The 12,445-nt window shown below is 74.8% G+C and carries 14 protein-coding genes; 5 read left to right on the top strand and 9 right to left on the bottom strand.

What is annotated here, in order from left to right; translation table 11 throughout:
- Positions 1-5 precede the first annotated feature (5 nt).
- From M8C11_RS24325 to M8C11_RS24345, 5 genes are all read right to left on the bottom strand, one after another.
- Complete coding sequence (locus M8C11_RS24325) at positions 6-1,289, bottom strand: nitrate/nitrite transporter (protein WP_252453403.1); 1,284 nt, start codon at positions 1,287-1,289, stop codon at positions 6-8.
- On the bottom strand, positions 1,286-1,936 hold the full coding sequence (locus M8C11_RS24330; protein WP_252453406.1) for a GntR family transcriptional regulator: 651 nt from the start codon (positions 1,934-1,936) through the stop codon (positions 1,286-1,288). The genes M8C11_RS24325 and M8C11_RS24330 overlap by 4 nt, the downstream gene beginning before the upstream one ends.
- 69 nt (positions 1,937-2,005) lie before the next feature.
- Entirely contained in the window at positions 2,006-2,845 is an 840-nt protein-coding gene (locus tag M8C11_RS24335; RefSeq protein WP_252453409.1) for an alpha/beta fold hydrolase, read from the bottom strand.
- Positions 2,842-3,798 (bottom strand): SDR family oxidoreductase, encoded by a 957-nt coding sequence (locus M8C11_RS24340; protein ID WP_121686236.1) that lies wholly within the window; start codon positions 3,796-3,798, stop codon positions 2,842-2,844. Before M8C11_RS24340 ends, M8C11_RS24335 begins: the two co-directional genes overlap by 4 nt.
- On the bottom strand, positions 3,791-5,296 hold the full coding sequence (locus M8C11_RS24345; RefSeq protein WP_252453412.1) for an NAD(P)/FAD-dependent oxidoreductase: 1,506 nt from the start codon (positions 5,294-5,296) through the stop codon (positions 3,791-3,793). The genes M8C11_RS24340 and M8C11_RS24345 overlap by 8 nt, the downstream gene beginning before the upstream one ends.
- 115 nt (positions 5,297-5,411) lie before the next feature.
- On the opposite strand from M8C11_RS24345, the gene M8C11_RS24350 reads away from it, so the two are divergent.
- Positions 5,412-6,092 (top strand): TetR/AcrR family transcriptional regulator, encoded by a 681-nt coding sequence (locus M8C11_RS24350; RefSeq protein ID WP_151500884.1) that lies wholly within the window; start codon positions 5,412-5,414, stop codon positions 6,090-6,092.
- Here M8C11_RS24350 and M8C11_RS24355 read toward each other — a convergent pair.
- Positions 6,067-6,522, bottom strand: coding sequence for a hypothetical protein (locus tag M8C11_RS24355; RefSeq protein WP_252453415.1), 456 nt, complete (start codon positions 6,520-6,522; stop codon positions 6,067-6,069). The genes M8C11_RS24350 and M8C11_RS24355 overlap by 26 nt on opposite strands.
- Positions 6,522-6,998 (bottom strand): hypothetical protein, encoded by a 477-nt coding sequence (locus M8C11_RS24360; protein WP_252453418.1) that lies wholly within the window; start codon positions 6,996-6,998, stop codon positions 6,522-6,524. The genes M8C11_RS24355 and M8C11_RS24360 overlap by 1 nt, the downstream gene beginning before the upstream one ends.
- Before the next feature lie 44 nt (positions 6,999-7,042).
- Between M8C11_RS24360 and M8C11_RS24365 the strand changes: the two genes are divergently transcribed.
- Complete coding sequence (locus tag M8C11_RS24365; RefSeq protein ID WP_252453421.1) at positions 7,043-8,053, top strand: YafY family protein; 1,011 nt, start codon at positions 7,043-7,045, stop codon at positions 8,051-8,053.
- Positions 8,054-8,104: 51 nt separating this feature from the next.
- On the opposite strand, the gene M8C11_RS24370 is transcribed toward M8C11_RS24365, so the two are convergent.
- Positions 8,105-9,583, bottom strand: a complete 1,479-nt coding sequence (locus M8C11_RS24370) for a PLP-dependent aminotransferase family protein (RefSeq protein WP_252453423.1) — start codon at positions 9,581-9,583, stop codon at positions 8,105-8,107.
- 29 nt (positions 9,584-9,612) lie between these two features.
- Between M8C11_RS24370 and M8C11_RS24375 the strand changes: the two genes are divergently transcribed.
- Both M8C11_RS24375 and M8C11_RS24380 read left to right on the top strand, forming a co-directional pair.
- Entirely contained in the window at positions 9,613-10,221 is a 609-nt protein-coding gene (locus tag M8C11_RS24375; protein ID WP_252453425.1) for a LysE family translocator, read from the top strand.
- A 31-nt stretch (positions 10,222-10,252) separates the two neighbouring features.
- A complete protein-coding gene (locus tag M8C11_RS24380; protein WP_252453427.1) occupies positions 10,253-10,960 on the top strand; it encodes a B3/4 domain-containing protein in 708 nt (235 codons plus the stop codon).
- A gap of 119 nt (positions 10,961-11,079) precedes the next feature.
- On the opposite strand, the gene M8C11_RS24385 is transcribed toward M8C11_RS24380, so the two are convergent.
- Positions 11,080-11,469: a hypothetical protein gene (locus tag M8C11_RS24385; RefSeq protein ID WP_120569812.1), complete on the bottom strand. Its 390-nt coding sequence runs from the start codon at positions 11,467-11,469 to the stop codon at positions 11,080-11,082.
- A gap of 93 nt (positions 11,470-11,562) precedes the next feature.
- On the opposite strand from M8C11_RS24385, the gene M8C11_RS24390 reads away from it, so the two are divergent.
- Positions 11,563-12,369 (top strand): SDR family oxidoreductase, encoded by an 807-nt coding sequence (locus M8C11_RS24390; protein ID WP_252453429.1) that lies wholly within the window; start codon positions 11,563-11,565, stop codon positions 12,367-12,369.
- Positions 12,370-12,445: the final 76 nt, after the last annotated feature.

The following is a 12,445-nucleotide window of genomic DNA, read 5'->3' on the forward strand; positions in this document are numbered from 1 at the left end:
CGTACTCAGGCGGGTGCCGCAACCGTCGCGGCGGCCCGCTCGTCGGCGAGCCGGCGACGCGCGGCGTTGCGGTAGCGCAGCACCTGCGCCGCGCCGAGCGCCCAGAGCAGGAACTGGACGGCGAACGCCCACCGGAACGCGGACAGCGGCGGCGCGTCGTGCCCGGCGGGGGTGGCCAGGTCGAGCACCACGCCGACGGCCAGGATCAGCACGATCGAGGCGGCGAAGCCGCCGACGTTGACGATGCCGGTGGCGCTGCCGATGCGGTGCACCGGGTTGAACGAGCGGGCGTAGTCGAACCCGATCATCGACCCGGGACCGTTCACCGCGAGCACCACCACGAGCGCCACCAGCAGCGCGTGCGGAGCCCGGCCGGGCCAGGCGAGCACCACCGCCCACATCCCGGCGGTGGCGGCGGTGATCGCGAAGACCAGCACCGAGCGGTGGAACGGGTAGCGGGCGCACAGGTGCGCGAGCACCGGCCCGCACACGAGCGTCACCATCGTCATCACGGTGAGCAGCCCGGCCGCCGCGGTGGGCGAGAAGCCCTGTCCCTGCACCAGGAACGGGTAGCCCCACAGCAGCGCGAACACGGAGCCGGAGAACTGGGTGACGAAGTGCGTCCACAGGCCCAGCCGGGTGCCCGGCTGGGCCCACGCCTCGGCGAGCCGGCGGCGCACGGTGGCCAGGTCGGGCGCGAGCGCGGTGGCGTGCTCGGCGTGCGGGGTGTCACGGACCGCGACGAGCACCAGCAGCACCACTGTCGCGCCGAGCGCCGCGGCGGTCAGGAACGCCGGAGTCCAGCCCGCGCGGTGCAGCAGCAGCACCAGGGGTACGGCGCCGAGCACCGCGCCGAGCTGGCCGACGGTGCCGGTGAGCTGCACCAGCAGCGGATTGCGCCGGCCGGGGAACCAGAACGCGACGATGCGCAGCACGCTGATGAACGTCATCGCGTCACCGAGGCCGACGAGCACCCGGGCGGCGACCGCGAGCGGCACGTCCCCGGCGACGGCGAACATGACCTGCCCGGCCACCATCAGCGCGCCGCCGGCCAGCAGCAGCCGGCGCGAGCCGTAGCGGTCCAGCAGCACCCCGACCGGGACCTGCATGACGGCGTAGACGGCGAGCTGGGCGACGGAGAACGTGGCGAGCGCGGCGGCGTTGATGTGGAAGCGGTCCGCCGCGTCGACCCCAGTGACGCCGAGCGAGCTGCGGTGGAACACGGCGGTCAGGTACGCGGTCAGCGCCACCGCGTACACCAGGGCGGCGGGCCGGCGAGCCGCGCTCACCGCAGCGTTCCGAGCATCCGCGCGGCGGTGTCGATGTGCGCGGCGACCGCGTCGTGCCACGCCTGCGGGTCGTCGCCGTCGAGCGCGGCGAGCTGCCCGGCGTGCTCGGTGAGGGCGACCTCGGCCCAGCCGGGCGAGAGCCGGAAGCTCGCCTCGCCCATGCGCAGCTGCCGGTCGCGCAGCCGGTGGTACAGCTCGGCCAGGATCTCGTTGCCGGCCGCCTCGACCACGGCGGCGTGGAACGAGCGGTCGGCCGCCATCAAGGCGGTGAGGTCACCGGCGGCGTGCGCGCGGCGCATCTCGTCCAGCCGGCGGGCCAGGTCGGCGCGCAGCTCGGCGCGGCGCGGCCAGACCCGGTCGGCGGCGTGCAGCTCGACCAGGCGGCGGGCCTCGATGACGTCGGCGATCTCCCGGGCCGACACCGGCCGGATCAGCGCGCCGCGCTTCGGGTAGAGCCTGACCAGCCCTTCGGTCTCCAGCCGCAGCAGCGCCTCCCGGACCGGGGTGCGGGACATGCCCGTCGCCTCGGCGATCTCGCCCTCGCTGACGAGCTGGCCGCCCGGGTAGACCTGTTCCAGGATGGCCTGCTTGAGGTGCCGGTACGCCCGCTCGGCGGCGGACGGCGCGACCCGGCTGGGATGCGTCATGTATCTAAGCTTGCTCCCCGGGCCGTCCGGACGGTCCGGCGCGGGCCGGGACAGTGGCGAAGGCCACGGTCAGGCCCACAGCTTGCGCAGCAGCGCCTCCACCTCGGCGGTCCGCTCGATCTGCGGCATGTGCCCTGTGTCGCGGAACAGGTGGCTGCGCGCGTTCGGCAGCCGCGTGCGGGCGTACGCCAGGTGCGCGGCGGGCAGGACCAGGTCGCGCTCGCCCCAGACGAGCAGCGTGGGCAGGTCGAGCGCGGCCACGGCGTCGAGCAGGTCGGCGCGCCACTGCGGGCGTACGCCGCGCCAGGTGCCCAGGTCGCGGACCAGCTCCAGCATCACCCGGGCGGCGTGCGGCTGACCGGCCGCGGCCAGCGCGGTGGCGATCCGCTCGTCGGTGACGTACGCCGGGTCGTAGAAGATCGCCCGCTCGGTGCGCCGGGCGATCCTCGGGTGCGGGCGCAGCAGCAGCCGGGCCAGCGGGCGTACCGCCAGCAGCCGCAGCGCCACTGTCACCTCGCGGCCGAAGCCGGCGCTGTTGAGCAGCGCCAGGCTGGCGACGCGCCGCGGCGCGTCGGCGGCCAGGCGCATGGCCACCGCCCCGCCGAGGGAGTTGCCGACCAGGTGCGCCGGGCCGGTCACCCCGGCCACGTCCAGGAAGCGGGCCACCGCGGCGGCCAGGGCCGGGAGCGTGTGCGGCCCGTCCAGCGGCGCGGAGCCGCCGTGCCCGGGCAGGTCCACCGCGAGCACCAGGTGGTCGCGGGCCAGCGCGGTGTGCAGGGCGGTGAAGTCGTCGAGGGTACGGCCGATGCCGTGCAGCAGCACCACGGGCGGCCCGTCGCCGCTGATCCGGCAGCGGGTACGCCGTCCGTCGACGGTGCGCTCGTCGGCCGGGGGCAGGGCGAGCGTCACGCCTGGCGTCCGGGTTCCGCCGCGGCCTCCTCGCCGGACCGGGGAGACGGAACCGGCACGGTGGCGTCGGTCGCGACGGTGGGCGCCTCGGCGGGCGGAGCTGTGGGCGCGGCGCCGGGCCGGGCCGGGGGCTGGCGCATGCCCAGGGCCAGCACCCTGCCGTAACCGGCCGGGGCGACGCGGGCGAGCAGGTCGGGCAGTTTCGCCGACCAGCCGATCAGCACCCGGCCGCGGCGTCGCTGCACGCCGCGCAGGATCATCTCGGCGGCGGTCGCCGGGTCGATGGTGAGCAGCTTCTCGAACTGCTTGAGCCCGGCCTCGTACTCGTCGAGGGCCACGCCGCTGCCGACGCGGGCGCTGGCGGCGATCCGGGTGCGGATGCCGCCCGGGTGCACCGAGGTGACGCCGATGCCGTCGTCGACGAGTTCGTGGCGCAGCGCCTCGGTGAAGCCGCGCACGGCGAACTTGCTCGCCGAGTACGCGGCCTGCCCGGCGGGCGCGATCAGCCCGAACAGGCTGGACACGTTCACCAGGTGGGCGCCGGGCTCGGCCTTGAGCGCGGGCAGCAGCGCGTGGGTCAGGCGGACCACCGCCCGGAAGTTGATCTCGATGACCCAGAGGAACTCCTCCAGGGTGACCTGGTCGAAGCGCCCGCCCAGCGCCACGCCGGCGTTGTTGATCAGCAGCCGGATCCGGGGGTGCGCGCGGTGGATCTCGGCGGCGACCCGGTCGGTGGCGTCGGCGTCGGCCAGGTCCACCACGTGGGTCTCCACCCGCCGGTCCGGGTACGCGGCCCGGATCGCGGCGACGGTGGCGGCCAGGCCGTCGGCGTCCCGGTCGAGCAGCACCAGGTCGGCGCCGCGCCGGGCCAGCCCGTGGGCCAGCGCCGCGCCGATGCCGCTCGCGGCGCCGGTGAGCACCGCCGTGCCGCCGGGGAAGACGAGGTCACGCATCGGTTCCTCCGGAGCTGGTCGTGGCGGCCGGGGCGGTGGCGGGCGCGCCGGCGCGGGTGAACCGGACGCCGTCGGTGAGCGGGCCGTGCCGCATCAGGCGTACGTCGCGGGGATAGTTCTGGTGCAGCCGCCACGGCGCCTGCGGCCCCTGCTTGGGGAGCTGGTCGACGGCGCGCAGCACGTACCCGGACTGGAGGTCGATGATCGGCACCAGGTCGTCGGTGTCCGGGGCGAGCGGCGTGACGATCTGCCGGCCGGTGTCGTCGAGGTGGCGCAGCAGCCGGCAGACGTACGTGGCGACGAGGTCGGCCTTGAGCGTCCAGGAGGCGTTGGTGTAGCCGATGGTCATGGCGAAGTTCGGCACGCCGGAGAGCATCGTGCCCTTGTAGGCCACAGTCGAGGCGAGGTCGACCTCGGCGCCGTCGACACTCAGGGTCATGCCGCCGAGCGCGAGCAGGTTGAGGCCGGTGGCGGTGACCACGACGTCGGCGGGCAGCTCCTCGCCGGAGGCGAGCCGGATGCCCCGCTCGGTGAACGTGTCGATGGTGTCGGTCACCACCGACGCGCGGCCGGCGCTCAGCGCGGCGAACAGGTCCCCGTCCGGCACCACGCACAGCCGCTGGTCCCAGGGGTTGTAGCGGGGCGAGAAGTGCCTGTCGACGTCGTACCCGGACGGGAGCCGGCCCTTCGCGGCCCGGCGCAGGAACCGCTTCACCACGCCGGGGGCGCGGCGGCTGAGCTGGAAGTTGGCCACGCCGAGTGTGACGTTCTTCCACCGGGCCACCGCGTACGCGGCCTTCGGGGGCAGCCACCGCCGCGCGGCGTCGGCGAACGGGTCGCGCGAGGGCAGCGCGATGACGTACGTGGGTGAGCGCTGGAGCATGGTGACGTGGGCGGCCCGCTCGGCCATGGCCGGGACCAGGGTTACGGCTGTCGCGCCGCTGCCGATCACCACGACCCGCTTGCCGGTGTAGTCCAGGTGCTCGGGCCAGTGCTGCGGGTGCACGAGCGTGCCGGCGTACTTCTCGACGCCGGGGAACCGCGGCGTGTAGCCCTCGTCGTAGCGGTAGTAGCCGGAGTTGGTGAACAGGAACCCGCAGGTGAGGGTGACGTCCTCGCCGGTGTCGTCGCGGTGGGCGTGCACCGTCCACCGCGCGGTGGCGCTGTCCCACTCGGCGCGTACCGCCCGGTGGTGGAAGCGGATGTGCCGCTCCACGTCGTACTCGCGGGCGGTCTGACGCACGTACGCCCGGATGGAGTCGCCGTCGGCGATCGCCTTCGGGTCGGTCCACGGCTTGAACGAGTAGCCGAGGGTGTACATGTCGGAGTCGGAGCGGATGCCCGGGTAGCGGAACAGGTCCCAGGTGCCGCCGATGGCGCCCCGGGCCTCCAGCACCGCGTAGGTCTTGCCGGGGCACTCGCGTCCGAGGTGGACAGCGGCGCCGATGCCGGACAGGCCGGCCCCGACGATGAGGACGTCGACGTGGTCTGCGGCCATCGCTTCTCCCGTTCGCACCGGCGGTGGACCGGACACTATCCATCGCCGTCGACCGCAGTCAACACCGTGTCGAGTCGAACCGACACGGTGTCGAGCGGGTGTAGCATCAGCCGACATGACGACCGCCCGTACGCCGACCGGCGCCGCGCCGACGCGCGGGCGGCGGGCCGGCCGGTCCACCGGCGACGAGCGGGAGACCGCGATCCTGGCCACGGCCGAGCGGTTGCTGACCCAGCGCCCGTTCGCCGACATCTCCATCGACGACCTGGCCCGCGGCGCCGGGATCTCCCGGCCCACGTTCTACTTCTACTTCCCGTCCAAGAACGCGGTGCTGCTCACGCTGCTCGACCGCGTCACCGAGGAGGCCGACGCCGCCGCCGGGGGCGTGTTCGAGCGGCTCGCCGAGGATCCGCGCGCCCACTGGCGGGAGCTGATCGCCCGGTTCCACGCCACGTTCGGCGGGCACCGCGACGTGGTGCTGGCCTGCGCCCAGGTGCGCGGCACCAACGCCGAGGTGCGGCGGCTCTGGGCCGAGGTGCTGGAACGCTGGGTCCGCGCGGTGCAGGCCGCGATCGAGGCCGAACGCGCCCGCGGCGCGGCCCCGGACGGGCTGCCCGCCCGGGACCTCGCCATCGCGCTGAACTCGATGAACGAACGCGTCTGGTACGCCACGTTCGCCGGGGACGGCCCGGCGGTGGCCGAGCGGGACGTGGTCGACGTGCTGCTCGACGTGTGGCTGACCGCGATCTACCGGACCACCACGCCGCCGGTCACGCCGTCCGGCGGAACTCCATGACCCAGTTGGTCTCCCAGGTGCGCTCGCCGTCGGTGGAGAACGCCTGTTCCCACCGGCAGGAGACCGGGGTGATCGCCGACCAGAGGAACCGGCAGCGCACCGGCCGCCCCTCGTCGGTGTCGTCGGCGTAGAACGCACCGACACCGTCGGTGAACCGGCCCACCACCGGCGGCTGCTCCAGCACGCCCCGCGCGCTGTGCATCCAGTAGATCGACCACAGCCCGGTCGCCGGGTTCAGGACGCGCACCGAGGAGCCGGAGAAACCCCGGCTCGGGCAGCGCATCTCGTCGAAGCTGCCCGCGCCGTCGAAGAACGAGCGCGCCTCGCTGACACCGGCGAACTCGTCCCAGTCGTCGCCGCCGACGTGGCGCTGCCGCAGGCGCCGGTTGGTCACGTCCCAGGTGCCGACGAGGAAGTCGAAGTCGCCCATCAGAACCCCACCGGCCCTTCGGCCCGGGTGTCGGCCAGGTAGCCGGCCAGGTCCGGCCGGTCCGGCGCGAGCACGTGCCGGATCCAGGCGGCGCGCTCGTGTTCCAGCACGCCCAGTTCCCAGACGCACCCGACGCCGGGCCGGGTCAGGTCGACGAAGTGCGCCGGGTCGTCGTCCGGGCAGTCCAGCGCGGGCTGCCCGGCGATCGCGATACGGCACTCGACCACGTTGTCGAAGAACCAGCTGTACGCCAGCAGGTACGCCCCGGTGTCCGCGCCCCGGTGCAGCACCACCCAACTCGCCGACGGGGTGGCGCCGTCCGGGCCGGGCAGCAGCCTCGGAAGGTACGCGTACGCGGCGTCGACCACCCGCGGTTCGAGGCGGCGGTCCGGCTGGTCGATGTGGTAGCGCTTGACGTGCCGGCCGCCGGCCTCGACGGTCCCCGGCACGGTCAGCTCCTTGTCGTGAAAAGCCATGCGGGCACGCTAGGACCGCTTCCCTGACAGCTAGTGTCAGTGGAATGCGGGCCAGTCGACTCCTGTCCATCCTGCTGCTCCTTCAGGCGCACGGCCGGCTCACCGCCGCCGACCTGGCCGACCGCCTCCAGGTGTCGGCGCGCACCGTCTACCGGGACGTGGAAGCGCTGCACGCCGCCGGCATCCCGCTGTACGGCGAGGCCGGACACGACGGCGGCTACCGGCTCGTGGAGGGCTGGCGGACCCGGCTGACCGGGCTGACCGCCGAGGAGGCCGACCGGCTGCTCTTCGCCGGGCTCCCCGGACCGGCCGCCGAGCTGGGCTACCAGTCGGTCGTCACCGCCGTACAGCTCAAGCTGCGGGCCGCGCTGCCCGCGCCGCTGGCCGACCGGGCGGCCCGGCTGGAGCAGCGGTTCCACCTGGACACGCCGGGCTGGTACTCCGACGGCGACCCGTCGCCGCACCTGGCCGAGGCCGCCGAGGCGGTGTGGCGGCAGCACCGGGTCCGGGTGCGCTACCGGGGCTGGCGGGGCGAGACGACCCGGGTCCTCGAACCGTACGGGCTGGTGCTCAAGGGCGGACGCTGGTACCTGGTCGCCGCCCGGCCGGACCGCGCCGACCCGGCCACCTACCGGGTCAACCAGATCCTCGATCTGACCCCGCTGGACGAGCCGTTCGAGCGGCCGGAGTTCGACCTGCCGGCCTGGTGGCGCGCACACGTGGTGGAGTTCCGGGCCGGTCTGCACCGCGACGAGGCGCGCATCCGGCTGTCGCCGCGCGGGTTCGCCCGGCTGCGCGAGGTCGGCAGCGACGTGGTGGTGGCCGCCGCCGAGGCGAGCGCCGGCCCGCCCGACGCCGGCGGCTGGGTGCACGCGGTCATCCCGATCGAGTCGCTCACCCACGCCCACGGCGACCTGCTCCGGCTCGGCGCCGAGGTGGAGGTCCTCTCCCCCGCCCCGCTGCGCGCCCGCCTGGCCGAGACCGCCACCGCCCTGGCCGCCCTCTACCCCCCACCCCCGCTCCCGCCCCTGCCCACCCCGCCTCTCCCCGGTTGATCAAGGAGTTTGTGCCCTTGCCGGAGATCGACTCGGACACGAACTCCTTGATCAGCCGGGCAGGGCTCGGTGTGCGTCGGCCACCGTCGCGAGGGCTCGGTCGATCTCGGACGGTGGGGTGGCCGCGTACCCGAGGACCAGGCCGGATGGCTGCGGGCGCTGACCGTGCCAGGACAGCGGATGGACCTTGACGCCCCGGCGCAGCGCCGCCGCCACCAGCACCCGGTCGTCGACGTCGCCGGGGAGCGTGACCATCAGGTGCAGCCCGGCCGCCGCACCGTGCACCACAGCCCCCGGCAGGTACGCGCGGACCCCCCGGATCATCGCGTCCCGGCGGCGTACGTGCCGGTGGCGCAGCAGCCGCAGGTGCCGTTCCAGCGCGCCGGACTCCATCAGCTCGGCCAGCACGAGCTGCGGCAACGCCGCGTTGCCGAGGTCGGCCGCCCGCTTCGCGGCCACCACGTCGGCGTGCAGCGCGGGCGGCACCAGCATCCACCCGATCCGCAGCGCCGGCGCGAGCAGCTTGGAGATGCTGCCGACGTAGCAGACCCGATCCGGCGCCATGGCACGCAGCGCCGGCACCGGCGGACGGTCGTAGCGGTGCTCGGCGTCGTAGTCGTCCTCCACCACCAAGCCGCCGTCGCGTGCCCACCGCAGCAGCCGCCGGCGCCGGTCGCCGTCGAGCACCACACCGGTCGGGAACTGGTGCGCCGGGGTGAGCAGCACGGCCGGCGCGCCGCAGCGCTCCAGCTCGTCGACGCACAGTCCCCGGTCGTCCACCGGCACCGGCGGTGTCGCCAGCCCGGAGTAGACCAGGTGCTGCCGCACGCCGAGGGAGCCGGGATCCTCCACCGCCACGGTGTGCGTACCCCGGTCGTGCAGCACCCGCGCGAGCAGGCCGAGCGCCTGGGACACCCCGGCCACGATCACCACCTCGGCCGGGTCCGCGCGGACGCCCCGGTTGCGGGCCAGCCAGCTCGCGACCGCCAGTCGCAGCGCGGGCGTGCCGGTCGGGTCGCCGTAGCCGAGCGCGGCGGGCGTCATCCGGTGCAGCACGGCCCGCTCGGCCCGCAACCAGGCCGCGCGGGGAAAGGCCGCCAGATCGGGTACGCCGGGAGTCAGGTCCACCTGCGCGGGTACGGCACGCAACTCGTCGAAGGCGTCGAAGCCGGGCCGGGTGGCGAACACGTCCGGTGCCCGCCTCGGCTCGGGCGGCCGGGTGACCACGGCGGCCGGCGTGGCGACCACCACCGTTCCGGCCCGGCCGCGTCCCGCCACCTGCCCGTCCTCGGCCAGCCGCTGGTACGCCTCGGTCACCACGCCACGGGAGACGCCCAGCTCGGCGGCGAGCACCCGGCTGGCCGGCAGGCGGGTGCCCACCGGCGCCCGGCCGTCGGCGATCGCGGACCGCAGCCGGGCGGCCAGCCAGTCCGCGCGGCCACCGGGTGGCGCCTCGCCGACGTCGAGCTGGAGGAAGTCCGCACCCGCCGCTTTGGACTCCTCGGGAACAACGACTTTGGCCCTGTCCATCGGACCATTATGGTCACAGGCTGGACCGCATGACAGTCGCCTTCCTGCTGACCTCGCTCGTCCTCGCGATCACTCCGGGCACCGGGGTGATGCACACGCTCGCCACCGCCGTGACCGGCGGACGCCGGGCCGGCCTGGCCGCTGCCGCCGGCGGCACGCTCAGCCTCGTCCCGCACGTGATCGCCGCGGTGACCGGCCTGGCCGCCCTGCTGCGTGCCGGCACCCCGGCGTTCCGCGTGGTGACCTGGCTGGGTGTGGCGTACCTGCTCTGGATGGCCTGGTCGGCGCTGCGCGACCGGGGCACGTTCGCCCTCGACGGTGACCGGCCTCCCCGTCCGGCGGCGGCCGTGTTCCGGGACGGGGTCCTGCTGAACCTGCTGAACCCGAAGGTGACGGTGTTCTTCGTGGCGTTCCTGCCGCAGTTCGTGCCCCCGGACGCGCCCGCCGCCACAGCGCGCATGCTCGCCTGCGGCCTGGTGTTCATGGCCGTCACGCTGCTGGTGTTCGCCGGGTACGCGCTCCTGGCCGGCGCGTTGCGCCGCCGCGTGCTGTCCCGGCCCCGGCTGACCGAGCTGCTGCGGCACGCCTTCGCCGGCAGCTTCCTCGTCCTGGGCCTCGGCCTCGCGTTCACCGCCTGACCCGCCCTCACCGCTCAGAAGGAGTCCTCCCGTGCGTTTCCGTCACTCCCCCGAGATCTGGTCGGCCTTCCCCGAACTGACCTGCGGCGTCCTGCACGCCACGGGCGTCACGCCCGACGTCGACGTGACGCCGCGGCCGGCCGGGTATCTGGGTACCGCCCGGGACCGGCTCGCCGCCGGGCCGGAGGGTGGCTTCCCGGAGATCCAGGCGTGGCGTCGCGCGTTCACCCGGATGGGCTGCCCGCCGACCCGCTACCGCTGCGCGGCCGAGTCGCTGCTGCGCCGGTTGCGGCGGGACGCGGACCTGCCCCGGCTACATCCGCTCGTGGACCTCGGCAACGCGCTGTCCACCCGGTACGCGGTGCCGGTCGCCGTGCTCGACCTGGCCCGGATCGACGGCGACCTGACCGTGCGCCCGGCCGACGGCACGGAGCACTACCTGGGGCTCGGCGGGGAGAGCGAACACCCCGCGCCCGGCGAGGTGATCTTCGCCGACCAGGGTGGACACGCGCACGCCCGGCGCTGGTGCCACCGGCAGAGCGGCGCGTCGGCGGTACGAGACGACACCTCCGACGTGCTCGTGGTGATCGAGGCGATGCACGAGGGCGCGACGCCGGCCGTACACCGGATGCTGGACGAACTGGCGGCGGCGCTGGACGAACTGTGGCGCGTGCCGTCCCGGACGGCGCTGCTCACCGCGGAGGCGCCGGAGTTCGCCGTGCCGGTCCGGACGGGCTGACCCCGCCGGCGTGATGACGACCGGTCGGGCGGCGTGGTGGCTGCCGGTCGCGCGGCGTGGTCGCCGACGCGCAGGTTTCGGGCGCACGGCGACGGCGCTGGTAGCCGACCGCCTCGTGGTCAGGCGTCGGGGTCGGTGCGGTCGCGCGCCATCAGCTCGTCGAACTCGGCCGGGGTGATCTCGCCGATGCGCAGCCGGCGGGCGTTGGCGGCGAACCGGGCGATCGCCGCGCCGCGCGGGTCCGGCTCGGTGAGCAGGCCGGCGTCGGCGGTCAGAGCACTCGCGGCACCCGCCACGTCGTGCGGATCGGCCAGGTCGACCGGCTCGCCGTGCAGCTCCCGCAGGGCGTCGGCGAGTCGCGCGTCGGCGGCGTCGCCGGTGCCCCACCAGCGCCGGGCCAGGTCGACGGTGCGGCCGAGCGAATCCTCCCCCACCCGTTCGGCGCCTATCTCGGCACGCATCATGCGCAGGAAGCGGAATGTCACGGCATCGGAGTCATCGGCGATCACGCCCGTACCCTAGCGAGCGGGTCCGACGACACCGCCGGGCGAGCCGGGGTCGTCCGGCCGGTTGAGGTCACCGCCCGCGGGTAGTGCGCGGACATGCCCGAACGATACGAGGACTACGACCGCGTCGCGATCGTCACCGGCGCCGACTCCGGCATCGGCAGGGCGTGCGCGGTGGCGCTCGCCGAAGCCGGTTACGACATCGGCATCACCTGGTACGGCGACGCGGCGGGCGCCGACCGCACCGCCACCGAGGTACGTGCCACCGGCCGCCGCTGCGAGACCGCCGGGCTGGACCTGACCCGGCTCCCCGAAGCGGCGGCGGTGGTCGACGCGCTGGCCGACCGGCTCGGCGGCCTGGGCGTGCTCGTCAACAACGCCGGCACCGGCCTGTCCGAGCCCTTCGTGGACGTGAGCTGGGAGAAGTGGCGGGAGGTGCTGGCGGTGGACCTGGACGGGCCGTTCCTGTGCTCGCAGCGGGCCGCCCGGCGGATGCGCGCGGCCGGGCGGGGCGGCCGGATCATCAGCATCACCAGCGTGCACGAGCACGCGCCCCGGGTCGGCTCGTCGGCGTACTGCGCGGCCAAGGGCGGGCTCGGCCTGCTCACCAAGGTGATGGCGCAGGAACTGGCCGCCGACGGGATCACCGTCAACGCGGTCGCCCCGGGTGAGATCGCCACGCCGATGACCGGGCAGGAGGACGTCGACCCGTTCACGCAGGAGCGTCCCGGTGTGCCGGTGGGACGGCCCGGTGACGCCCGCGAGGTGGCGGCGGTGGTGGCGATGCTCGCCTCACCGGCTGCGGCGTACGTGACGGGCGCGTCGTGGGCGGTGGACGGGGGGATGCTGTTGATGGGTCCGCAGGCTTCTGCTCTTTCCTCCCACTCGTGGCGTTCTGCCTAGCCTGTGGTCGCTGTTGAGGGCCGGGGGCGACCGTGCCCGGCTCCGGGCGGTCAGGCTTGATCCCTGCGCCGGGCAC

Origin of the sequence: Micromonospora sp. CPM1 (assembly GCF_023896895.1) — a bacterium.
Lineage (GTDB): Bacteria > Actinomycetota > Actinomycetes > Mycobacteriales > Micromonosporaceae > Micromonospora > Micromonospora tulbaghiae.